The organism is Brevundimonas sanguinis, assembly GCF_029636725.1.
Lineage (GTDB): Bacteria > Pseudomonadota > Alphaproteobacteria > Caulobacterales > Caulobacteraceae > Brevundimonas > Brevundimonas sanguinis.
The window spans coordinates 2,412,501-2,438,804 of the sequence record NZ_CP116770.1 but is presented as its reverse complement, the minus strand read 5'-3'; the positions used below and the strand labels follow the sequence as shown (position 1 = coordinate 2,438,804).

Annotated in this window: 27 protein-coding genes; 18 read left to right on the top strand and 9 right to left on the bottom strand. The window is 67.5% G+C overall.

The features are described 5' to 3' along the window. From PIB44_RS12055 to PIB44_RS12005, 11 genes are all read left to right on the top strand, one after another. Nucleotides 1–675, top strand: a complete 675-nt coding sequence (locus tag PIB44_RS12055; RefSeq protein ID WP_278069562.1) for a FliH/SctL family protein — start codon at nucleotides 1–3, stop codon at nucleotides 673–675. Further along, on the top strand, nucleotides 675–1,007 hold the full coding sequence (gene fliN, locus PIB44_RS12050; protein WP_004370801.1) for a flagellar motor switch protein FliN: 333 nt from the start codon (nucleotides 675–677) through the stop codon (nucleotides 1,005–1,007). Before PIB44_RS12055 ends, fliN begins: the two co-directional genes overlap by 1 nt. A 41-nt stretch (nucleotides 1,008–1,048) precedes the next feature. Further along, a complete protein-coding gene (gene flbD, locus PIB44_RS12045) occupies nucleotides 1,049–2,458 on the top strand; it encodes a sigma-54-dependent transcriptional regulator FlbD (protein WP_025976595.1) in 1,410 nt (469 codons plus the stop codon). Nucleotides 2,459–2,462: 4 nt separating this feature from the next. After that, nucleotides 2,463–3,362, top strand: coding sequence for a class A beta-lactamase (gene bla, locus PIB44_RS12040; protein WP_278069561.1), 900 nt, complete (start codon nucleotides 2,463–2,465; stop codon nucleotides 3,360–3,362). Between the two features lie 56 nt (nucleotides 3,363–3,418). Further along, nucleotides 3,419–5,518 (top strand): flagellar biosynthesis protein FlhA, encoded by a 2,100-nt coding sequence (flhA, locus tag PIB44_RS12035; RefSeq protein WP_025976593.1) that lies wholly within the window; start codon nucleotides 3,419–3,421, stop codon nucleotides 5,516–5,518. Between the two features lie 55 nt (nucleotides 5,519–5,573). Then, a complete protein-coding gene (locus PIB44_RS12030; protein WP_278069560.1) occupies nucleotides 5,574–7,109 on the top strand; it encodes a sensor histidine kinase in 1,536 nt (511 codons plus the stop codon). Further along, entirely contained in the window at nucleotides 7,106–7,528 is a 423-nt protein-coding gene (locus PIB44_RS12025) for a response regulator (protein ID WP_004370806.1), read from the top strand. Before PIB44_RS12030 ends, PIB44_RS12025 begins: the two co-directional genes overlap by 4 nt. Nucleotides 7,529–7,531: 3 nt before the next feature. Next, complete coding sequence (locus PIB44_RS12020; RefSeq protein WP_025976591.1) at nucleotides 7,532–8,575, top strand: sensor histidine kinase; 1,044 nt, start codon at nucleotides 7,532–7,534, stop codon at nucleotides 8,573–8,575. Nucleotides 8,576–8,623: 48 nt separating this feature from the next. Then, on the top strand, nucleotides 8,624–9,100 hold the full coding sequence (locus PIB44_RS12015) for an NUDIX domain-containing protein (RefSeq protein ID WP_278069559.1): 477 nt from the start codon (nucleotides 8,624–8,626) through the stop codon (nucleotides 9,098–9,100). Nucleotides 9,101–9,158: 58 nt separating this feature from the next. Beyond that, nucleotides 9,159–9,335, top strand: a complete 177-nt coding sequence (locus PIB44_RS12010; RefSeq protein ID WP_134581420.1) for a CsbD family protein — start codon at nucleotides 9,159–9,161, stop codon at nucleotides 9,333–9,335. 123 nt (nucleotides 9,336–9,458) lie between these two features. Then, nucleotides 9,459–10,724 (top strand): hypothetical protein, encoded by a 1,266-nt coding sequence (locus PIB44_RS12005; protein WP_278069558.1) that lies wholly within the window; start codon nucleotides 9,459–9,461, stop codon nucleotides 10,722–10,724. Here the strand turns inward: PIB44_RS12005 and PIB44_RS12000 are convergent. Genes PIB44_RS12000 through PIB44_RS11985 form a run of 4 tightly spaced genes read right to left on the bottom strand, consistent with a single transcriptional unit; the run spans nucleotide 10,721 to nucleotide 13,071 of the window. Continuing rightward, nucleotides 10,721–11,899: a vWA domain-containing protein gene (locus PIB44_RS12000; protein ID WP_278069557.1), complete on the bottom strand. Its 1,179-nt coding sequence runs from the start codon at nucleotides 11,897–11,899 to the stop codon at nucleotides 10,721–10,723. The genes PIB44_RS12005 and PIB44_RS12000 overlap by 4 nt on opposite strands. Beyond that, nucleotides 11,899–12,252 (bottom strand): HepT-like ribonuclease domain-containing protein, encoded by a 354-nt coding sequence (locus PIB44_RS11995; RefSeq protein ID WP_278069556.1) that lies wholly within the window; start codon nucleotides 12,250–12,252, stop codon nucleotides 11,899–11,901. The genes PIB44_RS12000 and PIB44_RS11995 overlap by 1 nt, the downstream gene beginning before the upstream one ends. Further along, nucleotides 12,245–12,529, bottom strand: coding sequence for a nucleotidyltransferase family protein (locus tag PIB44_RS11990; protein ID WP_253118935.1), 285 nt, complete (start codon nucleotides 12,527–12,529; stop codon nucleotides 12,245–12,247). Before PIB44_RS11990 ends, PIB44_RS11995 begins: the two co-directional genes overlap by 8 nt. Nucleotides 12,530–12,543: 14 nt before the next feature. Next, nucleotides 12,544–13,071 (bottom strand): GNAT family N-acetyltransferase, encoded by a 528-nt coding sequence (locus PIB44_RS11985; RefSeq protein ID WP_278069555.1) that lies wholly within the window; start codon nucleotides 13,069–13,071, stop codon nucleotides 12,544–12,546. A gap of 233 nt (nucleotides 13,072–13,304) precedes the next feature. On the opposite strand from PIB44_RS11985, the gene PIB44_RS11980 reads away from it, so the two are divergent. The 5 genes from PIB44_RS11980 to dxs all read left to right on the top strand — a co-directional run bounded on the left by PIB44_RS11980 (nucleotide 13,305) and on the right by dxs (nucleotide 17,503). After that, the gene (locus tag PIB44_RS11980; RefSeq protein WP_134581417.1) at nucleotides 13,305–13,943 is read left to right on the top strand and encodes a histidine phosphatase family protein; all 639 of its coding nucleotides are present in this window, start codon (nucleotides 13,305–13,307) and stop codon (nucleotides 13,941–13,943) included. 60 nt (nucleotides 13,944–14,003) lie between these two features. Further along, on the top strand, nucleotides 14,004–14,261 hold the full coding sequence (locus PIB44_RS11975) for an exodeoxyribonuclease VII small subunit (RefSeq protein ID WP_004370819.1): 258 nt from the start codon (nucleotides 14,004–14,006) through the stop codon (nucleotides 14,259–14,261). Further along, nucleotides 14,261–14,617, top strand: coding sequence for a tRNA-binding protein (locus PIB44_RS11970; RefSeq protein ID WP_278069554.1), 357 nt, complete (start codon nucleotides 14,261–14,263; stop codon nucleotides 14,615–14,617). Before PIB44_RS11975 ends, PIB44_RS11970 begins: the two co-directional genes overlap by 1 nt. Nucleotides 14,618–14,652: 35 nt before the next feature. After that, complete coding sequence (locus tag PIB44_RS11965) at nucleotides 14,653–15,525, top strand: polyprenyl synthetase family protein (protein ID WP_376787743.1); 873 nt, start codon at nucleotides 14,653–14,655, stop codon at nucleotides 15,523–15,525. Nucleotides 15,526–15,592: 67 nt separating this feature from the next. Continuing rightward, nucleotides 15,593–17,503 (top strand): 1-deoxy-D-xylulose-5-phosphate synthase, encoded by a 1,911-nt coding sequence (gene dxs / locus PIB44_RS11960; RefSeq protein ID WP_278069552.1) that lies wholly within the window; start codon nucleotides 15,593–15,595, stop codon nucleotides 17,501–17,503. Nucleotides 17,504–17,805: 302 nt separating this feature from the next. Here dxs and PIB44_RS11955 read toward each other — a convergent pair whose 3' ends face one another. After that, nucleotides 17,806–18,585, bottom strand: coding sequence for a PhoH family protein (locus PIB44_RS11955; RefSeq protein WP_278070988.1), 780 nt, complete (start codon nucleotides 18,583–18,585; stop codon nucleotides 17,806–17,808). 299 nt (nucleotides 18,586–18,884) lie between these two features. On the opposite strand from PIB44_RS11955, the gene PIB44_RS11950 reads away from it, so the two are divergent. Next, nucleotides 18,885–19,415, top strand: a complete 531-nt coding sequence (locus PIB44_RS11950; protein WP_278069551.1) for a gamma carbonic anhydrase family protein — start codon at nucleotides 18,885–18,887, stop codon at nucleotides 19,413–19,415. Nucleotides 19,416–19,604: 189 nt separating this feature from the next. Beyond that, nucleotides 19,605–20,510 carry a hypothetical protein gene (locus tag PIB44_RS11945; protein WP_278069550.1) on the top strand — a complete coding sequence of 302 codons (906 nt, stop codon included), beginning with the start codon at nucleotides 19,605–19,607 and terminating at the stop codon, nucleotides 20,508–20,510. Nucleotides 20,511–20,622: 112 nt separating this feature from the next. Here the strand turns inward: PIB44_RS11945 and PIB44_RS11940 are convergent, their stop codons facing one another. The 4 genes from PIB44_RS11940 to hfaA all read right to left on the bottom strand — a co-directional run bounded on the left by PIB44_RS11940 (nucleotide 20,623) and on the right by hfaA (nucleotide 26,256). Beyond that, on the bottom strand, nucleotides 20,623–23,499 hold the full coding sequence (locus PIB44_RS11940; protein ID WP_278069549.1) for a M16 family metallopeptidase: 2,877 nt from the start codon (nucleotides 23,497–23,499) through the stop codon (nucleotides 20,623–20,625). Nucleotides 23,500–23,637: 138 nt separating this feature from the next. Beyond that, nucleotides 23,638–24,891, bottom strand: a complete 1,254-nt coding sequence (gene hfaD, locus PIB44_RS11935) for a holdfast anchor protein HfaD (RefSeq protein ID WP_278069548.1) — start codon at nucleotides 24,889–24,891, stop codon at nucleotides 23,638–23,640. After that, nucleotides 24,818–25,840 carry a holdfast anchoring protein HfaB gene (hfaB, locus tag PIB44_RS11930; protein WP_278069547.1) on the bottom strand — a complete coding sequence of 341 codons (1,023 nt, stop codon included), beginning with the start codon at nucleotides 25,838–25,840 and terminating at the stop codon, nucleotides 24,818–24,820. Before hfaB ends, hfaD begins: the two co-directional genes overlap by 74 nt. After that, the gene (gene hfaA / locus PIB44_RS11925) at nucleotides 25,837–26,256 is read right to left on the bottom strand and encodes a holdfast anchoring protein HfaA (protein WP_278069546.1); all 420 of its coding nucleotides are present in this window, start codon (nucleotides 26,254–26,256) and stop codon (nucleotides 25,837–25,839) included. The genes hfaB and hfaA overlap by 4 nt, the downstream gene beginning before the upstream one ends. Between the last annotated feature and the right edge of the window lie 48 nt (nucleotides 26,257–26,304).

The window sequence follows — 26,304 nt, the reverse complement described above, 5'->3', positions numbered from 1 at the left end:
ATGAGCGCCCTTCCTTTAAACGCCGTCCCCTTCGCCTTCGACACCGAGTTCGGGGCCGACGGCGCCGTGCTGCGCGCCTCGACCTGGCAGCCGACCAAGCGCGCCTTCGCCCCGGCCGAGGTCGAGGCCCTGGTCGCCCAGGCGCGGCTTGAGGCCCGCCAGCAGGCGTTGAACGAGGTCGAGGCCCTGCGCGCCGAAGCCCTGTCCATCGTGGCGCAGACGGTGTCTCAGGCGGCGACCGCCCTGCGCGGCGTGGCCGAGGCGCACCGGCGCGAATCCGCCGAACTGGCCTTGGCCGCCGCGCGTGTGATCGGTTCGGCCGCCTTCGAACGCTTCCCGCGCCGTCCGCTGGAGGCCGCCCTCGAGTCCCTCGGGCAGGAAATGGACGCCACCCCGCGCCTCGTCGTCCGCGCCTCGGGTCTGGACGAAGACGGCCGCGCCCAGATCGAGGCCCTGTGCGCCCAGGCCGGCTTCTCCGGGCTGGTGGTGTTCCGCGACGAACCGCATCTGCCCGCCGCCGCTTTCGCCCTGGAATGGGCCGACGGGCGCGCCGAGTTCGATCCGGCCGAAGCCGAGGCGCGCGTCGCCGCCGCCCTTAACGCCGCATTGGCCGCTGAAGCCGGCCACGCTGAGCCGCCCCTCGAAGGCGGCGTCCATGACAGGAGGGGCTTCTGATGGCCACCGACGATCTCTCGCTTGAGGAATTCGGCGAGTCCACCGCCCTCAACCTGGCCGACGACGGCGGCGAGAAGTCCGCCGTCGACCTGGCCCCGGTCTTCGACGTGCCGGTCAACATCTCGGCCGTGCTGGGCAAGGCGCACATGTCGGTCGCCCAACTGCTGAAGCTGAACAAGGGCTCGGTGCTGGAGCTGGACCGCAAGGTCGGCGAGGCCATCGACATCTTCGTCAACAACCGCCTCGTGGCGCGCGGCGAGGTCGTCGTCGTCGAGGACCGCCTGGGCGTGACCATGACGGAAATCATCAAGACCGAGGACAAGGGCGCCTGATCGGCCGCCCCGTCACGGACAGGATTTGAAGGAGTAGGGCGATGCGTCTTCTGGTGGTGGGTCGTTTAAGCGGCCAGCTGGCGACGGCGGTGAAGATGGCCATGGCGCACGGCGCCAAGGTCCAGCACGTCGAGCGCGCCGATCAGGCGACCGAGCAACTGCGCCGGGGGCAGGGCGCCGACCTGCTGATGGTCGACTACCGCATCGACATCGCGGCCCTGATCGCCGCCAACGACGCCGAACGCATCCATGTGCCGGTCGTGGCCTGCGGCGTCGATGCTGACGCCAAGGAAGCGGCGGACGCCATCCGCGCCGGGGCCAAGGAGTTCATCCCCCTGCCGCCCGATGCGGAGTTGATCGCCGCGGTGCTGTCGGCCGTGGCCGACGATGAGCGGCCGATGATCTCGGCGGATCCGGCGATGAAATCGGTGATCCAGCTGGCCGATCAGGTGGCGCGCTCGGAAGCCTCCATCCTGATCACCGGCGAAAGCGGCGTCGGCAAGGAGGTGATGGCGCGCTATCTGCACAGCAGCTCGCGCCGCGCGGACAAGGCCTTCATCAGCGTCAACTGCGCCGCCATCCCGGACAACCTGCTGGAATCCGAGCTGTTCGGTCACGAGAAGGGGGCCTTCACCGGCGCGGTCGCCCGCCGCATCGGCAAGTTCGAGGAGGCCGACGGCGGCACGCTTCTGCTGGACGAAATCAGCGAGATGGACGCCCGGCTTCAGGCCAAGCTGTTGCGCGCCATTCAGGAGCGGGTCATCGACCGCGTCGGCGGCTCCAAGCCCGTGCCGGTCAACATCCGCATCATCGCCACCTCCAACCGCGACCTGGCCAAGGCCGTGGCCGAGGGGACCTTCCGCGAAGACCTGCTGTATCGCCTCAACGTGGTGAACCTGCGCCTGCCGTCTTTGCGCGAGCGCCCCGGCGACATCGCCGTCCTGGCCGACCACTTCGTCAAGAAATACGCCGCCGCCAACGGCGTGCCGCCCCGCGCCATCGGCCCTGAGGCCCGGCGCGCCCTGGTCGCCCACCGCTGGCCGGGCAACGTGCGCGAGCTGGAAAACGCCATGCACCGCGCGGTGTTGCTGGCGTCCGGATCCGAGATCGACGTCGACGCCATCCGCCTGCCGGACGGCCGCCCGTTGCTGGGCGGGGACGGAGCCTCGACGCCCGCCGCCTCGACCTATGACGCCGGGGTCGCCGGACAGGCGGCCCAGGCCGCCGACGCCGTGACCCGCAGCTTCGTCGGTCAGACCGTAGCCGAGATGGAGAAGACCCTGATCCTGGACACGCTCAGCCACTGTCTGGGCAACCGCACCCATGCGGCGACCATCCTGGGCATCTCCATCCGCACCCTGCGCAACAAGCTGAACGAATACGCCGACCAGGGCACGCCGATCCCGGCGCCCCAGTCGGGCGTGGCGGCCGCCTACGGCGCGGCGGGCTGAGCCGGTGCGCGCCGATCGTCGCAGCCTGCTGATCGGCGCCGGCGCCCTGATGTCCGGCGGCATGGCTCTAGGCGCCTGCACGCGCGCGACGGCGCCAGCGGCGCCCGAGCCCGTCGGCATCGACCTGGACCTGTCGGCGCTGGAGGCCCGGCACGGCGGGCGCCTGGGCGTCTCGGTCCTGACCGAGGGCAAGCGCGCCGATTGGCGCGGCGACGAGCGGTTCCTTTATTGCTCGACGTTCAAGATGTATCTGGCCGCCGCGACCCTGCTGCGCGTTCAGGCGGGGCAGGAGCGGCTGGACCGGGCGATCCCGGTGACGCAGGTCGACATGATCGCCCACGCCCCGGTGACGGCGCCGGCGGTTGGTTCGATCCTGACCATCGAGCAGTTGATGAAGGGCGCGGTCGAAGTCAGCGACAACCCCGCCGCCAACATCCTGATCCGCGAAATGGGCGGACTGGACGCCTTGCGCGCCTTCTATCGCGGCATCGGCGATGAGACGACCCGCGTGGATCGGCTGGAGCCGGACCTGAACCGGGCGGACGGCGACAAGGACACCATCCAGCCCGCGCAGTCGGCCCGCAACATCGAGCGGCTGATCCTGTCAGAGGCCTCGCCGCTCGAGTCGGCTTCCAAGCGGTTGCTTCTGGAGTGGATGGTGGCGTCGCCGACCGGGCAGGCGCGCCTGAAGGCGGGCGTCCCTTCCGGCTGGACCGTCGCGCACAAGACCGGCACGGGCGGCGGCGGGCCGGTGAACGACATCGGCGTCGTCTATCCCATCGAAGGCGCTCCGATCATTATGGCCGTCTATTTCCATGCAACGCCGGACTCGACCGACGCCCAGCGCGAGGCGGTCATCGCTGACGCCGCCCGACTGGCGCTCAAGGCGCTGGGGCATGGCTGACATGGATGAGATCTGGCGAATCCTGTCATCAGGCGGCATGACCTTCGCACGTCGTCATGGCTGACGCGCCGTACCTGATGAAGGACGGCATGGCGCGCCCCACGGGGCGTGATGCGCTCGGCTGGTTGATGCGCGGCGAAGTCGGCATGGCGGTCGGCGTCATCGGCGTCATCATGCTGCTGATCCTGCCGGTCCCGAAGATGCTTCTGGACCTGTTGCTGGCGATCTCGCTCGTCTCCAGCGTCCTGATCCTGATGACGGCCGTGATGATGAAGCGGCCGCTGGACTTCGCCATCTTCCCCACGGTGCTGCTGGTCTCGACCCTGTTCCGCCTGGGGCTGAATCTGGCCTCGACGCGGTTGATTCTCAGCAACGGCCAGGAAGGTCACGACAGCGCCGGCAAGATCATCCAGGCCTTCGGCGAGCTGATGATGGGCGGCAACTTCATCATCGGGGTGATCATCTTCGCCATCCTGCTGGTGGTGAACTTCGTCGTCATCACCAAGGGCGCGACCCGCATCGCCGAGGTCTCGGCCCGCTTCACCCTGGACTCGATGCCGGGCAAGCAGATGGCCATCGACGCGGACCTGTCGGCCGGGCTGATCAACGAGGAACAGGCCAAGCTGCGCCGCAAGGAGTTGGAACAGGAATCGACCTTCTTCGGGGCCATGGACGGCGCCTCGAAGTTCGTGCGCGGCGACGCCGTGGCGGGCCTGATCATCACCTTCATCAACGCCATCGGCGGCCTGCTGATCGGGGTGGTCCAGCATGGCATGCCGGCGATGCAGGCGGCCAACACCTATGTCCAGCTGACCGTCGGCGACGGTCTGGTGACCCAGATCCCGGCCATCATCATCTCGGTGGCGGCCGGCTTCCTCGTGACCAAGGCCGGGGTCGAGGGTTCGGCCGACAAAGCGTTCGTCAGCCAACTGGCCACCAACCCCGTGTCGCTGGGCGTGGTGTCCGGCACGGCGGGACTGATCGGCCTGATCCCCGGCATGCCGCTGCTGCCGTTTGCGGCGCTGGCGCTGGGGACCGGCTTCATGGCGTGGAAGCTGGGCCGCGACCGGCTGAAGCCGCCGCCCGCCGAGCCGGTGGACCTCAAACCCAGGGAGGATGTCGAGGAGCCGATCTCCACCGCCCTGACCATCGACGAGGTGAAGATCGAGCTGGGCTACGCCCTGCTGGCGCTGATCAACGACCTGGAGGGGCGGCGCCTGACGGACCAGATCCGCGCCCTGCGCCGTTCGCTGGCTCAGGAATACGGCTTCGTCATGCCCAGCGTGCGCATCCTCGACAACATGCGCCTGCCCAATCAGGGCTACGCCATCCGCATCAAGGAGATGGACGCCGGCTCGGGCGAGGTGCGTCTGTCCTCCCTGATGGCGATGGACCCTGCGGGGCGTCAGGTCGAACTGCCCGGCGAGCACACGCGCGAGCCCGCCTTCGGCCTGCCCGCCACCTGGATCGACGAGTCGCTGAGGGAAGAGGCGACCTTCCGCGGCTACACCATCGTCGACCCTTCGACAGTGCTGACCACGCACCTGACCGAAATCCTCAAGGAGAACATGGCCGAGCTGCTGTCCTACGCCGAGGTGCAGAAGCTGTTGAAGGAGCTGAAGGGCGAGGAGCAGAAGCTGGTCGAGGAGCTGATCCCCTCGGTCGTCACCGTGACGACGCTTCAGCGCGTGTTGCAGGCCCTGCTGCGCGAGAAGGTGTCGATCCGCGACCTGCCCGCCATTCTCGAAGGCCTGGCCGAGGCCGCGCCGCACACCACCAGCGTCTCCACCCTGGTCGAGCATGTCCGCAGCCGCCTGGCGCGTCAGCTGTGCTGGCAGCACAAGGCCGATGACGGCGCCCTGCCCATCGTCACGCTGTCGCCCGAGTGGGAGCAGGCCTTCGCCGACAGCCTGGTGGGCCCCGGCGAAGACAAGCAGCTGGCGATGGCGCCCAGCAAGCTTCAGGACTTCATCCGCGCCGTCCGCGACGTGTTCGAGCGCGCCGCCATGACGGGCGAGAACCCGGTCCTGCTGACCGGGCCGCAGGTGCGCCCCTATGTTCGCTCCATCATCGAACGCTTCCGCGGACAGACGGTGGTGATGAGCCAGAATGAGATTCACCCCAAGGCCCGCCTGCGCACCGTCGGCTCGGTTTAGACGACTTCACGGTTAATCGCTGGACACCGCGCAGGCGGCGAATATGGTTCCGGCCATGAAACGCATTCGGCCGGCCCTGCGCACCTTCGGAACCTTCCTGCGCACCCCGACCCTCAGTCGCTCCATCATCGCGCTTCTGGCCCTGGCCATTCTGCTGCTGATGGCGGTCAACGCCGCGACCTTCGTCATGATCCAGCGGACGGCGGCCTATAACGACACCGTCGATCACAGCCAGCAGGTGCGTCTGGCGGCCAAGGACATGCTGATGCTGCTGACCGAGGCCGAGACGGGTCAGAGGGGCTTCATGCTGACGGCCAGGACCGAATATCTGGGGTTGCACGAGAACGCCGTGGCCAAGCTGCCGGGCGTGGTCGAGCGGATGGAGCAACTGGCCGTCGGCGATGAGGATCAGGCCCGCCGGGTGGCCAAGGTGAAGGGGCTCTATCGCGAGCGCCTGAAACTGATGGCGGACACGATCGAGCTGACGCGAACGGGGCGCATCGGCGAAGCGGTGTCCTTGATCCGCAACGGTCGCGGCAAGTCTCTGATGGACCAGATCCGCGTCGAGCTGTCTGCAGTGGATGTGGTCGAGGCGCAGCGTCTGACGGAAAGGACGCGTCAGTCCGAGCGGGCCCAGACGGTCACGGTCGCGGTCAACGCCCTTGCGGCGATCCTGGTGCTGATCCTCGCCGGCATCAGCGTCTGGATGGTTCGGCGCTATGTGGCCGAGATCGAGGAGGCGCATTTCGAGCTCGACCGCGTCAACGCCGGGCTAGAAAACGAGGTGCGCGACCGCACCGCCGAACTGACCCGCGCCAATGAGGAAATCCAGCGGTTCGCCTATATCGTCAGCCACGATCTGCGCGCGCCCCTTGTCAATGTCATGGGCTACACCTCCGAGCTTGAGCAGGTCAGCAAGGCCCTGGAGCAGCAGCTCACCGCGCTGGAGGCGACCCACCCGGAGCTTGTGGACGCCGAGGCGCTGCGTTCGGTGCGCGAGGATGCGCCCGAAGCGGTGGGCTTTATCCGCACCTCGACGGCCAAGATGGACCGGCTGATCAACGCCATCCTGCGCCTGTCGCGCGAGGGGCGCCGCGCCCTGCAGCCCGAGACGCTCGATATGACGGCCATGGTCCGCGCCATCGCCGACACCGTCAGTCACCAGGTCGCCGAGACGGGCGGCGAGATCACGATCAGCGACCTGCCTGCGATGGAGAACGACCGTCTGTCGATCGAGCAGGTCTTCAGCAATCTGATCGACAACGCCGTCAAGTATCAGCAGCCGGGCCGACCGATCCATATTGAGGTCAGCGGCCGGCAGGAGCCGGATGGCTGGGTCTCCTATGCGGTGCAAGACAACGGCCGGGGCGTCTCGCCTCGCGATCACGAGCGTATTTTCGAACTGTTCCGGCGCTCTGGCAAACAGGACACGCCCGGCGAGGGGCTGGGGCTGGCGTTCGTGCGCAACATCGTTCGCCGCATGGGTGGCACGATCGAGGTTGAGTCCGAATTGGGAGAAGGCTCGACTTTTTACCTAAAATTTCCGAAGCGTCTCGTTATGCTGGGTGACCATCAAGGAGACCGCCTGTGAGCCACTCGGTGAAGATCGTCATGGTCGAGGACGACCACGGCCACGCCAAGCTCATTGAGAAGAACATCCGGCGGGCGAATATCGCCAATGACATCGTCCATTTCGACCATGGCGATGCGGCGCTGGATTATCTCTTTCAGGAAGAGGTTCGCCGCAGCGGGCCGCTGCTGATCCTGCTGGACCTCAATCTGCCGGACATGTCGGGCACGGACATCCTGGAACGGGTCAAGGCGGACGAGCGTCTGCGCCGCGCCCCGGTGGTGGTGCTGACCACGACGGACGACAAGGGCGAGATCCAGCGCTGCTACGACCTGGGCTGCAACGTCTACATCACCAAGCCCGTCGACTATGAAGCCTTCGCAGGCGCGATCCGGCAGCTGGGTCTCTTCCTCTCCGTCATGCAAGCCCCCGAGATCTGACGCGTGGATCAGGCCCGGCCCCCCATACGGCTTTTATACATCGACGATGATCGCGGCCTGTCGCGCCTGGTTCAGAAGGAGCTGGAGCGCCACGGCTATCAGGTGGTCTGCGCGCCCGACGCCGATGCGGGCTATGAAGCGCTGAAGGCTGAAACCTTCGATGTCTGCGCCCTGGATCACTATATGCCGGGTCGCGAGGGTCTGGACGTTCTGCCCGACATCTTGGCGCTGCCGGAACCGCCGCCGGTGGTCTATGTGACGGGCGCGCAGGACGGGCGCATCGCCGTGGCCGCCCTGAGGGCCGGCGCGGCCGACTATGTCATCAAGGACGTGTCCGAGGACTTCACCGCCTTGTTGCGCTCGGCCATCGAGGACGCCCTGCTGCGTCGCCGGCTGGAGCGCGAGAACGAGCGCGCGCATGACGAAGTCCGTCAAGAGCGCGACCGCGCCGAGGCCCTGCTGCGCGAGGTGAACCATCGCGTCGGAAACTCGCTGCAACTGGTCTCCAGCTTCATCTCCCTGCAGCTGCGCCAGCTCGCCGACGAAGGCGCGCGCGCCGCCCTGCGAGAGGCCCAGGTCCGCATCGAGGCCGTCGCCCATGTCCATCGCCGCCTCTACACCTCGGCGAACGTCGAACGGGTTCAGATGGACGAATATCTGGCCGGCTTGGTCGAGGAGCTGAGCAAGTCGATCGGTCCCAATGGCGACGGCTCGCGCCTGACCCTGTGCGCTGAACCTCTTCAGGTGACCACCGATCAGGCCGTGTCCCTGGGGGTGATCGTGACCGAACTGGTCACCAACGCCGTGAAATACGCCTATGAACCCGGCGCCGCCGGCGAGATCCGCATCCTTCTGCAGAAGGCCGAAGACGGCAGTCGGGCCCTCTTGACGGTCGAGGATGACGGCCCCGGTCTGGGCGACGGCGCGCCCAAAGGCACCGGCCTGGGCTCCAAGATCATCTCGGCCATGGCCAGCGGCCTGCGCTCGGCGATCGAGCTGGATTCCGCCCACCACGGCGTGCGCGCCCGTCTCGCCTTTGATCTCTGACCGTTTTGGGCTTCCGTCGGGCGTCCCGGCGGGTTTAAGCTCGGTGAAATGAAGCTTCAGTTCGGCACGGCGCGTCCCGGCCTCGACTATATCCACCGCCCTGCTGTTTTCGGCATCGCTGAGCGCGACGGCCGTCTGGCCTGCGTCCGCGTGGATCGCGGCGAAGGCGGCGTCTATTACGACCTGCCCGGCGGCGCCCTGGACGGCGACGAGACCGAACAGCAGGCTCTGGTCCGCGAGTTCGCCGAGGAAACCGGCCTGATCATCCAGCCGGTCGACCGCCTGACCGAGGCCGGACAATATTTCCTCAAATCGGACGGCGCCGCGGTGAACAACGTCGGCGGCGTCTGGGTGGTCAGCGTGACCGGCGCTGACCCTTCGACCAAGCAGGAAGCCGACCACGAGCTGGTCTGGATGGAGCCGCTGCGCGTCTTGTTCAGCCTTCGCCACGAGGCCCACAGCTGGGCCGTCGCCCGCTGGCTGCGGGACCGTCATGCTGCAGCTTCGGAACCGCAGCGACGATAGCGGGTTGTTTTCCCTGAGAGACCGCCATTTCCGGCGGTCGCTGTACAGGGAGTCCAACATGGCCGATCACGACCGCATTGAAGGCGCCGCTAAGAACATGGGCGGCAAGATCAAGGAAGCCGCCGGCAAGGTCACTGGCGACGAAAAACTGAAAGCCGAAGGCCGCGCCGATCAGGTCGAAGGCAAGGTCCAGAACGCCGTTGGCGGCGTCAAGGACGCCCTAAAGGGCAAGTAAGGACGGAGGCTACCCTCATCCAAACGACAGCCGCCCTTCCCAGGCGGCGGTCGCGGCCACAGTCCTGCCGAAATCTGTTTTAAGTATCGTCGTCATGTCAATCGCTGCTGGGGGAGCAAGCGGATGTGGTCGCGTCGTTCGATCTTGTTAGGGGCCGCCGGGGCGGGCGTGGCGCGTGCGACTCCTGTTTGGCCGCAGGAGGCGCTGTCGAATGACGAACTTCTCTTTAGCGAAGGCCGCTATCTACCGACCTATCTGGACCTGAAAGCCAAGTCCGAAGCGGGCGACGAGGCCGCGCGCCAGATGCTGAGCCAATTCGCGTCCTTTCTGGGCGATGAGGAGACCGCTGTCGGTCTGGACGAACGACCGCCTCGGCCATCCGTCGTTCCGCCGGACCTTGAAGGCGCCGTGGCCCGTGATGCGATCGAGGCCATCACCGAGGCCGCCCGCGACACCCGCATCGTAATCCTGAACGAAGCGCACAATGTTTCCGCGCACAGGGCGTTCGCCGCGCGGGTCATGCGGGCGCTGCGCCCACTGGGCTACGATTGGTTCGCCGCCGAGACCTTCACCCAGCCCCAGCCTGTGCCGCTTGTCCGGATCGGCGCCTATACGAAGGGCGCGCCCTTCCTAGCCAGCTACGGCTACTACACCCACGATCCGGTCTTCGCCGAAATGGTGCGCGAGGCGGCCCGGCTGGATTACCGCTTCTCGGACTATGAGCAGCGTTTCGACCAGAGGACGCCCGAGGGCGCGGACAGCGCCGCGCAGATCGCCGCGCGTGAAGAGGCGCAGGCCGACAACCTGATCGCCAACATCCTGTCGACCCACCCCGAGGCGCGCGTCTTCATCTACGTCGGCTACAGTCACGCGATGGAGGTTGAGGGACGGGGCGGGCTATGGTTTGCCGCGCGTCTCAAGGCTAAGATGGGCATCGACCCCTTGACCATTGAGCAGTCGAGGAACTGGCCAGCGCTCGCGCCTGAGAACGATGCCCCGCACGTGGCGGCCGTCCTGGCCCGTTTTGCGCCCGAGGCCCCGTTCGTGGTGTCAAAGGATGGCGAGAGCATCGCCACGCCCAACTATGCCGGAAAGATGGATCTGTCGGTCTTCCATCCGCGCATGACGCCCGTGGCGGGCCGCCCCGGGTGGCTGGCGGCGGATCCCGAGCGGCGGCGCGTGACGATTAAGGTTCCGCCGCTGGACGAGCAGGTGCTGATCCAGGCCCTGTCGATGGCTGAAACCACGGCCGGGCCGCCCTCGGATCATTATCTGCTGCCGCCCGGCGCGTCGGAGGCGACCTTCTTCCTCCACCCCGGCCGTTACTTCTTCCGCCAGGAGACGGTGGCGGGCATTCAGCCCGCCTTCGGCGCGCTCAGGGTAGATTAGCGCGCCAGCGTTCGCATCGCCCGTTCAAGTCCCTCCAGCGTCAGGGGGAACATGCGGTGCTCCATCATCTCGCCGATCAGGCTGACCGAGGGGGTGTAGGACCAGTGGCGTTCGGGCACGGGGTTTAGCCAGACCGACTTGTCCCACTGTTCGCGGGCGCGTTTCAGCCAGACGGCGCCCGCCTCCTCGTTCCAGTGCTCGACCGAGCCGCCGGGCATGGTCACTTCATAGGGCGACATGGTCGCGTCGCCGACGAAGATGGCGCGCCAGTCGCCGGGGTATTTGTGGATCAGGTCCCAGGTCGGGATGCGTTCGCTGTGGCGGCGCCGGTTGTCCTTCCACACCCCTTCGTAGAGGCAGTTGTGGAAGTAGAAGAACTCCAGGTTCTTGAACTCGGTCCGCGCCGCAGAGAACAGCTCTTCACATAGCTGGATATGGCCGTCCATCGAGCCGCCGACGTCGAGGAACAGCAGCACCTTGATCGTGTTGCGCCGCTCGGGCCGCATGTGGATGTCCAGCCAGCCCTGACGCGCCGTGCCGTCGATGGTGCCGTCGATGTCCAACTCCTCGGCCGCGCCTTCGCGGGCGAAGCGGCGCAGGCGGCGTAAGGCCACCTTGATGTTGCGCGTGCCCAGTTCGACCGTGTCGTCCAGGTTGCGGTATTCGCGCTTCTCCCAGACCTTGACCGCGCGGCCGTGACGGCCGGGGCCGCCAATGCGGACGCCTTCGGGGTTGTAGCCGCCGTGGCCGAAGGGGCTGGTTCCGCCCGTGCCGATCCACTTGTTGCCGCCTTGGTGGCGCTCCTTCTGCTCCTCCAGACGCTGCTTCAGCGTCTCCATCAGCGTGTCGAAACCGCCGAGCGCCTCAACCTGCGCCTTCTCCTCGTCGGTCAGGTATTTTTCGGTCAGCAGCCGCAGCCAGTCCTCAGGGATGTCGGCGGTGATCTCATCGCCGGGGCCGACGCCCTCCAGCCCTTTGAACACCTTGCCGAAGACCTGATCGAAGCGGTCGTAATGCTTCTCGTCCTTGACCAGGACGGCGCGCGACAGGTGGTAGAAGGCCTCGACGTCGCGCCCCGCCACGCCCTTGTCCATGGCCTCCATCAGATGGAGCCATTCCTTGAGCGACACAGGCACCTTGGCCTCGCGCAGGGCGGTGAAGAAGGGCAGGAGCATCAGGATTCAGGCCCTAAGGACGCCAGCAGGGCTTTTAGCTGTGGCAGCAACAGAGGCGCATGCAGCGCCGCGGCCTGCCAGACGATACGGCGGTCCGCTCGAAAATAGCCGTGGGCGAGGCGATGCCTAAGACCGGCGATGTCGGCCCAGGGCACGGCTTCGGCGGCTTGTTTGAGGGGCTCGGACAGGTTCTGCGCCCCTTCGCCGAGCACGATCAGATACATGGAAGCGGCGGCGACGCGAGAGCGATCCTCGATCCACTCGTCCATCGGTCGGTCGTCGATCTCTACGGCCAGTTGATCGACGGCGCCGATCATTTCCTCCAGATACAGGCGGTCTCTCGGTTCAGACAACGACGACGTCCTGCGCCGCAGAGCGTCGGACCAGACGGTGCATCGAGTCGTCCGTCCCCATCTCCACCCTCGCGCCCAGCTTTTCGGCCAGTTCGCGCTCGATGCCGAAGAAGCGGAAGCCCAAGGGCTTGGCGATGTCCACCAGCAGGTCCACGTCGCTGTCCGGCCCGGCTTCGTCGCGAGCATAGCTGCCGAACAGGCGCACGTTGACGATGCCCTGCTCAGCCAGCCAAGGCTTGAGGTCTCGCAGCTTCTGAAGAAGTTCAGCGCGGGTCATGGCGCGATTATAGGCTATCCCCGCCGCAAGATGAACTCGTCATCCATCCAGGCGCCGACCGGGTACTGATACTCGCCAGCCTTCTCGAACCCATAGGCGGCGTACAGCTTCTGGGCCTTTTCGTTGCCGCTCCAGACGCCGATCCACAGGGGGCCGTCGGTGTAAGCCTCCATCCACTCCAGCGCGATCTTCAGCAGTTGCGTGCCCAGTCCCAGGCCCTGCGCTGGCTTGCCGACATAGAGGCGGCGCAGCTCGGCGTGGCTGGCGCGGCCGTCGGGGTGGGGCAGGGTGTTCGGCCCGGCGTTGGCGAAGGCCAGCAGTTCGCCGTCGCGCTCGGCCACCCACCAGGCGGCGCCCGGCTCGGCCAGTTTGGTGGTGATGGCCTCGGCGTTGAAGCTGGCGTCCAGGAAGGCCGTCAGATCGGCGACCGGGTAAGGAATGCCGAAGCCAGTGACGAAAGTGTCGATAAAGGTCTGGCGCCCCAGTACGGCCAGGGCGGCGGCGTCGTCAGGACGGGCGGGGCGGATCACGGGGGCGCTCATGGCCGACGCATAGCGCCGGGCGGGCGTCGGGTGAAGGCGTGTCGAGACCGGCGTGGCGACATCATCGCAGCCTCGTCATCTTTGTGTGGTTGCAGGGGCGCGCGACGGGGGCTACCACCTTTGTCCAAGGTGCGCCGCCCGCGGCGCCCGTCAATGCTCGGATGGGGAGGTTAAGGGACGCCAAGGCCTTGGTTTCACAGGCCGATCCCCGTGCTATGACTTCTCCTGCACTCATGACTCATTCCGAATCTGCAACTCAGACGCCGGTCTTGGCCGCCCGCTCCGCGGGGGCTGAAGCCGCCTATGGGGCCATTACGCTGGCGCGCCACGGCGAGCCGGCCCTGTCGCGCAAATGCATGATCACCTCGGACCAGTATCGCGACTGGTGGGGCCGCTATGAGATCGGCGGCCTGCGCGCGGGCCAGACGCCGCCTCAGGCCCTTCTGACGGCCGCCGAGGGCGCCGGGGCCATCTACGCCTCGACCCGACCCCGCGCACAGGAAACCGCGCGCGCGGTGGCGCCGGATCGCGACGTGCTGGTCGACGCCCTGTTCATCGAGGCCCCGCTGCCGCCGCCGCGCTTCCCAAGCTGGATCAAGCTGTCGCCGCGCTATTGGGGCGTGATCTCGCGCATCTGGTGGCACGCCTTCAATCACCACGAAGGCCAGGAAACCCGCGCCGAGGCCGAGGTCCGCGCCGATCAGGCCGCGCGCGTGCTGATCGCCCGCGCCTCGGAAGGCCACGACGTGCTGGTTCTGGCGCACGGCTATTTCAACCACATGGTCGGCCGGCGGCTGAAGGCGCACGGCTGGCGCCTGGTGCATAATCAGGGCTTCAAATACTGGTCCCAGCGCCGTTTCGAGAGGCGCTGAGGTCGCGGTCTGAGGAAGGCCGTTGAAGCGGCGCGCGCGCCTCTCTAGGTTGCGCCCATCATGACCGACGCATCCGTTTCCCCCGCCGTGCCCGCCGATCTCAGCTTCGAGGACGCCCTGTCGCGTCTGGAGGGCATCGTTTCGCGCCTGGAATCGGGTCAGGCGCCGCTCGAAGAGTCCATCGCCCTGTACGAAGAGGGCGCGCGGCTGAAGGCCCACTGTGAGGCGCGGCTGAAGGCCGCCCAGCTGCGGGTCGAGAAGATCGTCGTCGGCGCCGACGGCCAGGCCAAGGGCGTCGAACCGGCCGAGTTCGGCTGATGTCCGCGTCCGACCTGGCGCCGCAGATCGGCTTCGACGACTTCATGAAGGTCGATGTGCGCATCGGCCGGATCATCAAGGCCGAGCCGTTTCCCGAGGCCCGCAAGCCCGCCTATAAGCTGACCATCGACTTCGGCGACGCCATCGGCGTCAAGAAGTCCTCGGCCCAGATCACCCATCATTACACCCTGGACCAGCTGGACGGCCGCAAGGTCGCCGCCGTCGTCAACTTCCCGCCGCGCCAGATCGGCCCGGTGATGTCCGAAGTGCTGACGCTCGGTTTCCCGGACGCTGAGGGGAACGTCGTCCTGGTCGGCGTCGATCGCGACCTGCCGCTGGGCGGGAGGCTGTTTTGAAGGTGCTGGCCGCCAACTCGCCCGAGCAGGCCGTCATCGACCGCGTCGCCGAGGTCGCTGACGTCGTCACCGTGGCGCTGGATGAACTGTTGCCGCGCGCCGATGGACCGGAAGTGCGCCTGACCGAGGCCATGCGTTACGCCGCCCTGGGGCCGGGCAAGCGGCTGCGTCCCTTCTTCGCCATCGAGGCGGGCCGGATGCTGGAGGCGGACGACCGCGCCGTCCTGCGCGCCGCCTGCGCGCTGGAGTGCGTCCACGCCTATTCGCTGGTGCATGACGATCTGCCGGCGATGGACGACGACGACGTGCGGCGCGGGCGCCCGACCCTGCACATCGCCTATGACGAGGCGACCGCCATCCTGGCGGGCGACGCGCTGCAGACCGCCGCCTTCGACATCATTCTGGACGAGGACACCCACGACGAGGCGGCCGTGCGCTGCGAACTGGCGCGTCGTCTGTCTTTTGCGTCTGGCGCGCGCGGCATGGCGGGCGGTCAGATGATCGACCTGATGGGCGTCCGCGACGATCTGGGCGGCGTCGTCCGGATGCAGCGGCTGAAGACCGGCGCCCTGTTCGCCTACGCCTTCGAAATCCCGCTGATCGTCGCCGACGCCAATGAAGCCGCCTGGCACGCCCTGACCAGTTTCGCCCACGACATCGGCCTGGCCTATCAGATCGTCGACGACGTTCTGGATGCGGAAGGTTCGGCCGAAGAGATGGGCAAGGCCGCGGGCGGTAAGGACGCGGCCTTGGGCAAGACCAACTTCGTCACCCTGCTGGGGGTCGAGGCGGCGCGACAGAGGGTCGCGCACCTGGCCGATCAGGCCCGCTCGCACCTTGACCTGTTCGGCCATGACGCCGAAATCCTCAAGGCCAGCGTGGACTTTGTGCTCAAGCGCCGGTCCTGATAGGAAACGCGCCCGCCCTCAGCGGGTTACTGTTTGACGCCTCGTCGTCTGAAGGCCCCCGATTCCCATGTCCAACACCCCGCTTCTCGACACCGTCAAGTTTCCTGCCGACACGCGGGGCTTCGACATTCCCCAGCTGGAACAGCTGGCGGACGAGGTGCGCGCGGAAACCATCGACGCCGTGTCCGTGACCGGCGGGCACCTGGGCGCCGGTCTGGGCGTGGTCGAGCTGACGGTCGCCCTGCACCACGTCTTCGAGACGCCGCAGGACATTTTGATCTGGGACGTCGGCCACCAGTGCTATCCCCACAAGATCCTGACCGGGCGGCGCGACCGGATTCGCACATTGAGACAGGGCGGCGGCCTGTCGGGCTTCACCAAGCGGTCCGAGAGCGAATACGATCCCTTCGGCGCGGCCCACGCCTCGACCTCCATCTCGGCGGCGCTCGGCTTCGCCGCCGCGCGGGACGCCAAGGGCGGGAACAACCGCGTCGTGGCCGTGATCGGCGACGGCTCCATGTCTGCGGGCATGGCCTATGAGGCGATGAACAACGCGGCCGAGGCCACCAGCGGCCAGCTGATGGTCATCCTGAACGACAACGACATGTCGATCGCCCCGCCCGTCGGCGGCATGAGCGCCTATCTGGCCAAACAGGTCTCGGGCGGGACCTATCAGAACATCCGCAAGGTCGGGAAGAAGTTCGTCGACCACATGCCGCGCCCCTTCCGCGACGCCGCGCGCAAGGCCGAGGAATACGCTCGCGGCATGATCGTGGGCGGCACCTTCTTCGAGGAGCTGGGCTTCTACTACATCGGGCCGATCGACGGCCACGACATGGAGAACCTGGTCCCCATCCTGAAGAACGCCGCCGCCATCACCGACCGCCCGGTGCTGGTCCACGTCGTCACCCAGAAGGGCAAGGGCTACGCCCCGGCCGAGAGCAGCGCCGACAAGCTGCATGCCGTGGTCAAGTTCGACGTGGTGTCGGGCAAGCAGGCCAAGGCCGTCTCCAACGCCCCCAGCTACACCAAGGTGTTCGGGACCGAGCTGATCAAGCACGCCCGGACCGACCCCAGCATCGTGGCCATCACCGCCGCCATGCCGACCGGCACCGGGCTGGACCTGTTCGGTCAGGCCTTCCCCGACCGCACCTTCGACGTCGGCATCGCCGAGCAGCACGCCGTCACCTTCGCCGCCGGTCTGGCCGCCGACGGGATGAAGCCGGTCTGCGCCATTTATTCGACCTTCCTGCAGCGCGGCTACGACCAGGTCGTCCACGACGTGGCGATCCAGTCCCTGCCGGTGCGCTTCGCCATGGACCGCGCCGGTCTGGTGGGCGCGGACGGCGCGACCCACGCCGGGTCGTTCGACATCGGCTATATGGGCGCCCTGCCGGGCATGGTGCTGATGGCGGCGGCGGACGAGGCCGAACTGGCGGCCATGATCTCGACCTCGCTCGCCATTGACGACCGCCCCAGCGCCTTCCGCTATCCGCGCGGCGAGGGCGTCGGCGTCGACATCCCCGAACTGGCCGCCCCGCTGGAGATCGGCAAGGGCCGCATCGTCCGCGAAGGTACGTCGGTCGCCATCCTGTCGCTGGGCACCCGCCTGCAGGAATCGCTGAAGGCGGCCGATCTGCTGGCGGCCAAGGGCGTCTCGGCCACCGTCGCCGACGCCCGCTTCGCCAAGCCGCTGGACGCCGACCTGATCCTGGGTCTGGCGCGCGAGCACGAGGCCCTGATCACAGTCGAAGAGGGCGCCATGGGCGGCTTCGGCGCCTTCGTGTTGCAACTGCTGGCCGAGAAGGGCGCGCTGGACGCCGGGCTCAAGGTCCGCACCTTGCACCTGCCGGACATCTTCCAGGATCAGGACAAGCCCGAGATCATGTACGCCCAGGCCGGTCTGAACGCCGAGCACATCGCCGCCGCCGCCTCTACGGCGTTGGGCGTCGACGCCAGCCGGGCCGTGCGGGCGTAAACCGATTTTTCTTCTCCCCTTGTGGGAGAAGGTGGTCCGCCAGGACCGGATGAGGGGTGTCGCCGCGGCGACTTGCCGTTTTCACTGGAGCTCGAACAGTGGATGAGGGCGGAAGCACCCCTCATCCGAGCGCCTCCGGCGCCCACCTTCTCCCACAAGGGGAGAAGGGCAGGGATCGCAACGCAATCGACCATCCCCCCTCGGCGCCTGTGCTAAACTGCGCGCGGGCCGAGGGGAGATTTCAGACGATTCAGACGAATTGGACTCTCTTTTTTCCTTCTCTCACCAGAGGCGGAAAGGGGTCACAGCACCCCGATCATGCTGGCGACCAGCGGGTGGCGCACGATGTCGCGTTCGGCCAGGCGCACCACGGCGATCTCGGGCACGGCCTCCAGCCGCTCGGCGATGTCCGACAGGCCGGACACGCCGGGCAGAAGGTCCGACTGGTGCGGGTCGCCCGTCACCACCATGGTCGAGTGCCAGCCCAGCCGGGTCAGCAGCATCTTCAACTGGACGTAGGTGCAGTTCTGCGCCTCATCCACGACGATGAAGGCGTTGTTCAGCGTGCGGCCGCGCATATAGCCGATGGGGGCGATCTCGATCAGACCCTCGGCCATCAGCGCCTTGACCCGCTTCATGCTGAGCCGGTCCGACAGGGCGTCGTAGAGCGGCCGCAGATAGGGGGCCAGCTTGTCCTCCATGTCGCCAGGCAGGAAGCCGATCGATTCCCCGGCCTCGACCGCCGGCCGGCTCAGGACGATGCGGCCGACCTTGCCCGCCTCCAGCGCCTCGACCGCCTTGGCGACGGCCAGATAGGTCTTGCCGGTGCCCGCCGGGCCCAGCGCCAGCACCAGGTTGGCGTGGTCGACGGCCTTCATCAGTGCGGCCTGGCCGTCCGACTTGGGCTTCAGCGTCTTGAGATAGGCCTGGTCGCGCTCGTCGTTCGAGGGCAGGGGCGACCAGCCACCGACCCGGGCGGGCAATCGCCGGACTTTGGCGTCCTGAAGGAATTCGGGCGAATCCAGCACGCCTTCGCGCAGCTGACGCTTGATGGCCGATCGTTTGCTCATGGACGCCTCCAGGGCATGAAAAAAGGCGAGCCCGGCTGGGTCTCGCCTTGGTCGTCGGTGGGGGAGGTAGGGGCCGAAGTCGCGCAGCCGTCCCGAACGGTCGCAGGGTCTTCGCCGCAGCAGGTGCGTCGCCGTCCCCGAACTGGTCGCGAACACGCCAAGCGTATTCTCCAGCGTCTGACCGGACCGGGCTTGATCCGGCTTCGGATCCGGGGGCGAATGGGGCCGACCGAATCGCATCAACAGATTGATGCTAACGTGGTTTCTGAAGGGTTAAAGCCTTCATTTTGATAAGAATAGGCGGTGTGCGGATGAGTTTTTACAGTCTGGGCGACAGCAAGCCTCAGCTTCCCCCGGAAGGCGAATACTGGATTGCGCCCAGTGCGACGGTCCTAGGAAATGTGATTCTGCATCCGGGCGCCAGCGTCTGGTTCAACGCCGTGGTGCGCGGCGACAACGACCCCATCGTCATCGGGGCCGACAGCAATATTCAGGACGGCAGCATCCTGCACACCGACGTGGGCGCGCCCCTGACGATCGGCGCGGGCGTCACGGTGGGGCACAAGGTGATGCTGCACGGCTGCGAGATCGGCGACAACAGCCTGATCGGCATCGGCGCGGTCGTCCTGAACGGCGCGCGCATCGGGAAGAACTGCCTGATCGGCGCCAACGCCCTGATCACCGAGGGCAAGGTCATTCCCGACAACAGTCTGGTCATGGGCCAGCCGGGCAAGGTGGTGCGGGAGTTGGAAGAGGGTCAGATCGAAGGCCTGCGCATGTCGGCACAGCACTATGTCGCGAACTGGCGGCGCTATGTGGCGCAGCTGAAGCGGATCGACTGATCCGTCGCCCCACAATGGCACGGGTCACAATGGGACAGGGGCTGAGACAGACGGGCCGGAACGGCGCAAACTCGCGCATGAGGGGACGAAACAGCCCATTGGCGGACAGTCGAAACGGCCCGGCGCTTGCATTGGTCCTGCCGACGATCAATGCAGGAGTCCGATCCCATGCGGATAGGGATTACGAAAATGCTGGCCGGCGCTGTGGCCTTTGTGGGGCTGATGGCGGTTGCTGATGCGGCTGCGGCGCAGTGCGGGCCGTCCAGTTGCCTGCCGCCGCCGCCGCCCACGCCGATCTTGCCTCCGCCGACGCCGATCACCCCGCCGGTGACGCCGCCCGGCGGCGGCTGCGGCCCCAGCGGCTGTCTGCCGCCGCGCCCGCCGGTGACCCCGCCTTGCGGCGGCGGCGGATGCCTGCCGCCTGCGCCGCCTCCGTGCTGCGGCTCGGGCGGGGGCAATGTGAACGTCAACGTCAACGTCAATGCGAACGCCAGCGCCAACGCCTCGGCGCGCGCCTGGGCCGGATCCCGCGCGGCGTCCACGGTGATCGTGGCGGGCGGCGGCGGAGCCTATTTCAACGTCGACCAGCCCTATCCCACCACCATTCAGGGCCTGAACGTCCAGGGCGGGATGCAGATGGTGCGGGTGCCCTTCACCGCATCGCGTCGCATCGAGAAGCAGGTCGTGCTTCAGGCTGTCTGCATCGATGACCGCAATGTCCCGCACCCGGCGTCCCAGGTCGTTCCCGGCCGCGACGTCGCGGACAGCTACGACGGCGAACTCTACCGCTGCCTGGCGGGGACCAAGCTGCAGTGGACCGTCAGCGAAGCGGAAGGCGCGGCCGGCGAAACCACGGCCTGCAACAAGGGCGACGCCCTGTGGCACGGCGCCGGCGGCCGTCTGGAATGCCGTCCTGAAAAGCAGGCGCGTCAGTGTAATGAGCGTTCGCTGCTGCGCCGTTACGGCGCCGGCGTGAAGGTTCTGACCATGATCCGCGAAGAGACCTACACCGAGTATCGCGAGGAGATGGTCGAGGGCGCCGCCTCCACCGGCATGATCATGATGGATGGCGGGGTCGGCGGCCGGGTTTTCTGAACCCGCTGTTCAGCCTGGCGACAGACGCGATCGTCTAGGGTCAGGCATCGACTCTCCGTCGATAGGCCAAACGACTGGGCCCCGTTCCTTTCGGAACGGGGCCCCTTCTTTGTTACTGGGCGTTGACCGAGACGACTTCGGCCTTCCACGCCGCATCCGGTTTCAGATACTGGCGCGCGGCCGCCTGAAGGTCGGCGGCGGTGAAGGATTCCAGATCGCTGATATGCGTCTGGATCTGTTCCAGAGAGGCGGGCTTGGCGGCCAGATCCTCCAGTTGACCCAGCCAGTATTCATTGCCCGCCTGGCTGCGGCGCAGGCTTTCGATCACCGGCAGGCGCGCGCGGTTCAGTTCGTCCTCGCTGACCGGCTTGTCGCGCAGGTCGGCGATGATGGCGTCCACGGCGGCGAAGAAGGCGTCGAACTTTTCCGGAGCCGTGTCGGCGGTGATCGAAATGGAGCCGTAGCCCGCGAACACGTCGGACGACGAGGCGCGGACGCCCGGCGAGTAGGCCAAGGCCTGCTTTTCGCGGATCTCGTCCAGGACGCGCAGCTTCAGCACCTCGGCCAGGATTGAGGCCTTGCGCGCTTCGGTGCGGTCGTTGACGGCGTCTGTGGTCGGCCAGGCGATGTAGGCCAGGCCCTGCTCGGCCGGACCGGCGTGGGTCAGGCGGATCGGCTGGGCCGTCGGCGCCGGGAAGCGGCGCTGGTCCGACCCGGAAAGAGGCTGGGCGGCCGGGGCGCGGGCGGGCAGGGCGGCGAAGGTCGAGGCGACCGAAGCCACCGCGTCCTCGATCTTGACGTCGCCGACCATGACGATGTCGATCGGGCCCGTCGCCAGACCCTGAACCACGCCCTGCTTCAGTTCATCCAGGGTGAAGGCGGCGATTTCCGCGGGCGAAGGCATGGATTCGCGCTTGTCGCCGCTGGCCAGCAGACCCGAGGCCTGAAGGCCGAAGGCGCCGCCGGGGGTCGCCATCTGCTGCATGATCACCTGCGGCAGCACGGCCTTGATCTGCTCGAACGGCGCCGGGCGCAGGCCCGGATCGGTCAGATAGGCGGCCAACACCTGCATCTGCAGTTGCAGATCGGCCGGACGGGTGGCGCCTGACAACTGATAGGCGTCGCTGTCGATGCTGAAACCGGCGCCGTAGATCTTGCCGGTCAGGACGCGGTTCAACTCGTCGGCCGTCAGCTTGCCGAGACCGCCGGCCGTGAAGACCATCGGGGCCAGGGACTGAGCGGTGAAACGATCGGCCGGCAGGCCCATCTCGCCGATGCCGGTGCGGACCGAGATCAGGATCTGCTGGTCCTTGAAGGTCGTCGGCTTGACGGTCAGGCGCACGCCGTTGGGGAAGGTGACGATGGTGGCGCCGACGGCGGCGACTTCGGTGGTCGAGACGGGCGTGGCGGCGGCGCCGAAGTCGGCGTAGGGCCAGTCCAGAGCGGCCTGTTCCGCCGGGGCGGCGACCGGCGTGGCGCGGCTGGCTTCCAGCAGGGCCGTGACGCCGGCCTCGCCGCCTTCGATCGGCTCCGGCGTGACCACCAGAGCCAACGGACCCTGGCCTTCGAAGGCGCGCTTGACGGCTTCGCTGACCTGAGCCGCTTGAAGGTCTTTCACCGTAGCTTCAAAGAGCGCCAGGTTGGTGGCGGGGGAGGAGAAGACCTTGTCGTCGTTGGCGGCGCCCAGCAGGGCGTTGGCCAGGGCCGGTGTGCTGCGCGTGGCGGCGGCCTGGACCGCCGTTTCGAGCGCGGCGCGGCTGTTGGCGATCTCGCGATCCAGTTCGATCTGGGACACGCCGAACTGAACCAGGCGGCGCTGTTCCTGCTCGATGGTTTCCAGCGCGCGCTGGATGCCGCCGGGATTGAAGGCAGCCGAGACGCTGGCGAGGTCCAGGGTCTTGAACAGGGTGCCCTGTCCGCCGCCGGCGCCGATGAAGGGCGGGTTGTCCGCGCGGGCCAGTTCGCCCAGACGGCGGTTCAGCACGGCCATGCCCAGGCCTTGCAGCATGGCGTCGCGGCGTTCAGACGCTGTATCGGGATCGAGGTCGGGGTTGCGGATCCAGTTCAGCTGAACCGACGACTGCACGCCCGGCTCGACCAGGATGCGGGTCTCGGGCTGACGCGGAGCGACCTGTCCTAGATCGGGCTCGGGGCCGTCGGCGGCCTTGGGCGTCCAGTCGCCGAAGGTCGCCTTGATCTTGGCTTCCATCTGATCGACGTCGAAGTCGCCGACCGCGATCATGGTGGCGCGCTCGGGGCGGTAATAGGCCTCGTAGAACTCGACGAAGCGTTCGCGCGGGGCGCTGCGGATGATGCTGAGGTCGCCGATCGGCAGGCGGTTCGACAGGCGCTGGCCCGGCGCCAGCAAGGCGATCTGGGCTTTCAGGGAGCGTAGGGCCGGGGTGTTGCGCAGGCGCTCTTCACCCTCGATCACGCCGCGTTCGGAATCGATGTCTTCGGCCTTCATCAGGGCTTCGGAGACCTGCTCGCGCATGATGCGCAGCGAGGTGTCGACGGTCTCGTCGTTGGTGCGCGGCAGCTCCAGCGTATAGGCGGTCTGGTCAAAGCTGGTGAAGGCGTTGGTGTCTGCGCCGAAGGCCAGGCCGAGACGCTCCAGAATCCGCAGCAGCTCGTTCTCGGGCACGTTCGTCGTGCCGTTGAAGGCCATATGCTCCTTGAAGTGGGCCAGACCCAGCTGGTCGTCGTTCTCCATCAGCGAACCGGCCGCGATCCGCAGGCGCAGCGACGCCTGACCCGGCGGGGTGGCGTTCTTCATGATGGCGTAGCGCATGCCGTTGGGCAGGACGCCGAAGCGCACGGCCGCGTCGGCCGGGATGTCGCTGGCCGCCTGGGCCCAGGGCTTGGAGGGTTGGGCGTTCTGCGTCGCGACGGCCGAAGGCGGCGTCAAAGCGACGGCAGGGAGGGCCGCGCCGCCCATCAGGGCGAGGCTGGACGCGGCGAGCAGGAGCAGGCGGCGAGGGGATCGCATTCGGTGGTCTCCGCGACGTGCGAGCGGGCGGCCCCCGGGACTGATTGCGGCCCTGCACGTAAGACAGGCGCGAAGCGTCTTCAGCCTCGCGCCTGTTTACGGTGACAAACGAGCTTGACTAGCTCAAGTTACCGAAAGTTAATTTCCCGGTCGGGCGACATAGAAGGTCGCCGTGTTGCCGACGCCGTTGGCGCCGGCGACGACATTGCGGCCCCAACCGTTGACGGTGGCGGTCGCCGTGGCGCGCACGTCGCCGACGTTGGTCTGGCTGTTGCGCACGTTCAGGTCGCCGCCGCAGGTCGAGCAGGCGAAGCCGGTGACGGCGTTGCCCGCCGCATTGGCCCCGACATAGGCGTCGTAGCCGTTCTGGCCGGTGAACCCGGCGCTGGCGGTGACGCCGCCGGTGTTCATCTGGGTGTTGTCGATGCTGACATAGATGTCGTTGTTGCCGGCATGAACCTCGTTGCCGACGGCCTCGGCGGTCGAATAGGCGGCGCCGAAGTCGTAGGAGCTGACCTCGGTGCGCGACAGCACCTCGGCCGAGTTCTGCTGGTCCACGTCCACGACCAGCGACCCGCCCAGATTGTAGAAGGCGGCCTGGTTGGAGGCGGCGCGGCTGCGTCCGGCGATGTCCCAGGCGTTGCCCGCCCACACGCCGGTCCAGGCGGTGACGCCGTCGCCCGAGGCGTTCTGGCTGACTGACAGGTTCTGGTGCGAGTTCGGGGTCGAAGTCGCCTGCACGGCGTTGGCCGAAGCGTGGCTGGAGAAGACGGCCGGGGCCGGGGCGTAGGTGAAGCGGGCCTCGTTCTCGGCGTAGATCTGGCCGGTCGAGTTCTGATCGGCGCGGCCGGTGATGGCGCCGCGCTGGTCGCCCGTGCCGCTGGCGCCCAGGGCGACGGTGTTGCCGATAGCGTCAGCTGAGACGTGGCCGCCGTAGTTCAGGCGGGCGCCGGTTTCTTCGATCCGAGTCCGCGCCGTGACGTCGCCGTTCAGGTTCTGGCCAGCCTCGACGTCAATGCCGGTGTTGACGGCGGTGGCGGCCAGATAGTTCCCGCGCGCCTGGGTGACGCTGTTCACGTAGCCGGTGTCGCCGCGCAGGGTCAGGGAGGTGTCCGCGACCGCGGCGCCTTGCATGTCCTGGGTCGAGCGGATGTCGGCGGCGCGGCCTTCGGCGCCGCCGGACAGGGCGTTGCCCATGGCGGCGTTCGACACGGCGACGTTGTCGCTGACGTTCACGACGTTCAGGCGCTGACCGCTGATGACGTCGCCAAGGTTGAGCTGCTCATTCAGGACCAGCCCGCGATCTTGACCGGAAGCCTCAGCGGCCGCCGCCACGCACAGCGCTGTCGCGGCGATCGTGCCAGCGAGACGGGTCGGCGCGAGTCTGGCCATTGTTCGTGTCCGTGTTTGCGTAAGCGGGATAATAGCCGCCCGTCGGGCCGACAGGGCTGTCGGCCAGCGGGTCGTTGGCGGGGTTGAGGCAGATTTCCGGGCCGGGGGCGCCGTACAGATTGGCCATGAACTCGACCGTGGCGCGTTCGACCAGGGCGCGGACGGCCAGTTGAACCGGCTCCAGGCCGCTGGACCCGGCGGAAATGTCGAAGACGTTGCCGTTCAGGAAGTCGAACACGCCGGCCGACACTTCGCGGCCGACGATTTGCTTCTGATAGGAGACGACATCCACGACTTCGAGGGTGGTGGTCTGCACCAGACGAAGGTCGATCGCGACGTTCATCACGAACACCTTGCCGGTGATCAGGCCCGAGCTGCCGTTCTGTTTCACTTCGCCGCCGGCGACGTCGAAGCCGCCCGAGCGGATGTTGTAGTTCACCTCGGTGATGCCGCCGACCACATAGAAGTCCGAGCCCGGCACCTGACCGGCCAGGATGCGGCGGAAGGCGGCGTCCTGCGGTCCGCCGTTCGGCACGTCGTCGCCGATCAGCTTGTTGTTGGCGTAGCGCAGCTCAAGCTCGGACACCGAGGTGTCGTAGCGCTCGACGATGCGGGCGCCGGCCTTGGCCAGGGCGGTGTTGGCCATCAGGGACGCGCCCTGGGTGATCTGGCGGCCGCCGTCCGAAGAGATGGAGCCGGTGTAGTCGCTGATCCGACCCACGGCCATGCGCGGCGAGGGCAGGTTGTAGCGGCGCGCATAGTCGGCCAGGCAGTAGAGCGCGGTCGAATAGGGCGTCGGGTTCGACGTCACCGGGGCGTTGCCGATCGGCTTGGCGTAGTGGCCCGACGGCCCGGCGGAGGTGCTGACGCAACCGCCCAGCAGGGCGGCGGCGGCGGCGACGCAGCCGAGGGCGCGCACAGGCGAGCGGCGGATGGCTGGGATTTTCATGGACGCGGCCCGTTCAGGGTGGTGCCGGCGTTGATGTCGCCGGTGTTGGTCTGGTTGGAGTTGACGACGACCGTGTTGCGGTTGCCCTGGACCACCACATTCAGGTTGTTGCCTATGGCGGTCGAGCCGCCGATGTTGGTCCCGCCGCTCGAGCCGACGCCGCCGTTGAAAATGCTAGACGACGCATTGCTGTCGCTTCGCGAATAGGCGCTGCCGTTCTGCTGGATGAGGCCGTCGACGACCAGGCGGTTGCCGTTGGCGTCGCGGGTCGTGCCGCGGCTGGCCTGGGCGGTGGTGTAGCGTGAGGCGCCGTAGCCGGCCTGGAACTGGCCCGCGCCGGCCGAGCCGGTCGACTGCGCGACGGCCGAACCGGCAGGCAGGCCCGCCAGCGCGACGGCGGCGGCCGCAACGGTCATGAGTGTCAGTCTATGAGACGGCATCAGGCGCTCCCGAGAACTTCTGGA

What these genes read in the sequence shown, in the direction of transcription:
- dxs (WP_278069552.1), top strand. Translation starts at nt 15,593, where the DNA reads ATGTCCAACACCCCGCTTCTCGACACCGTCAAGTTTCCTGCCGACACG.
- hfaD (WP_278069548.1), bottom strand. Translation starts at nt 24,891, where the DNA reads ATGGCCAGACTCGCGCCGACCCGTCTCGCTGGCACGATCGCCGCGACA.
- PIB44_RS11950 (WP_278069551.1), top strand. Translation starts at nt 18,885, where the DNA reads ATGAGTTTTTACAGTCTGGGCGACAGCAAGCCTCAGCTTCCCCCGGAA.
- PIB44_RS11985 (WP_278069555.1), bottom strand. Translation starts at nt 13,071, where the DNA reads ATGAGCGCCCCCGTGATCCGCCCCGCCCGTCCTGACGACGCCGCCGCC.
- PIB44_RS12000 (WP_278069557.1), bottom strand. Translation starts at nt 11,899, where the DNA reads ATGCTCCTGCCCTTCTTCACCGCCCTGCGCGAGGCCAAGGTGCCTGTG.
- PIB44_RS11945 (WP_278069550.1), top strand. Translation starts at nt 19,605, where the DNA reads ATGCTGGCCGGCGCTGTGGCCTTTGTGGGGCTGATGGCGGTTGCTGAT.
- PIB44_RS12010 (WP_134581420.1), top strand. Translation starts at nt 9,159, where the DNA reads ATGGCCGATCACGACCGCATTGAAGGCGCCGCTAAGAACATGGGCGGC.
- flhA (WP_025976593.1), top strand. Translation starts at nt 3,419, where the DNA reads ATGGCTGACGCGCCGTACCTGATGAAGGACGGCATGGCGCGCCCCACG.
- PIB44_RS12030 (WP_278069560.1), top strand. Translation starts at nt 5,574, where the DNA reads ATGAAACGCATTCGGCCGGCCCTGCGCACCTTCGGAACCTTCCTGCGC.
- hfaA (WP_278069546.1), bottom strand. Translation starts at nt 26,256, where the DNA reads ATGACCGTTGCGGCCGCCGCCGTCGCGCTGGCGGGCCTGCCTGCCGGT.
- PIB44_RS12055 (WP_278069562.1), top strand. Translation starts at nt 1, where the DNA reads ATGAGCGCCCTTCCTTTAAACGCCGTCCCCTTCGCCTTCGACACCGAG.
- PIB44_RS11975 (WP_004370819.1), top strand. Translation starts at nt 14,004, where the DNA reads ATGACCGACGCATCCGTTTCCCCCGCCGTGCCCGCCGATCTCAGCTTC.
- PIB44_RS11990 (WP_253118935.1), bottom strand. Translation starts at nt 12,529, where the DNA reads ATGACCCGCGCTGAACTTCTTCAGAAGCTGCGAGACCTCAAGCCTTGG.
- PIB44_RS12015 (WP_278069559.1), top strand. Translation starts at nt 8,624, where the DNA reads ATGAAGCTTCAGTTCGGCACGGCGCGTCCCGGCCTCGACTATATCCAC.
- PIB44_RS11980 (WP_134581417.1), top strand. Translation starts at nt 13,305, where the DNA reads ATGACTCATTCCGAATCTGCAACTCAGACGCCGGTCTTGGCCGCCCGC.
- flbD (WP_025976595.1), top strand. Translation starts at nt 1,049, where the DNA reads ATGCGTCTTCTGGTGGTGGGTCGTTTAAGCGGCCAGCTGGCGACGGCG.
- PIB44_RS11940 (WP_278069549.1), bottom strand. Translation starts at nt 23,499, where the DNA reads ATGCGATCCCCTCGCCGCCTGCTCCTGCTCGCCGCGTCCAGCCTCGCC.
- fliN (WP_004370801.1), top strand. Translation starts at nt 675, where the DNA reads ATGGCCACCGACGATCTCTCGCTTGAGGAATTCGGCGAGTCCACCGCC.
- PIB44_RS12005 (WP_278069558.1), top strand. Translation starts at nt 9,459, where the DNA reads ATGTGGTCGCGTCGTTCGATCTTGTTAGGGGCCGCCGGGGCGGGCGTG.
- PIB44_RS11970 (WP_278069554.1), top strand. Translation starts at nt 14,261, where the DNA reads ATGTCCGCGTCCGACCTGGCGCCGCAGATCGGCTTCGACGACTTCATG.
- hfaB (WP_278069547.1), bottom strand. Translation starts at nt 25,840, where the DNA reads ATGAAAATCCCAGCCATCCGCCGCTCGCCTGTGCGCGCCCTCGGCTGC.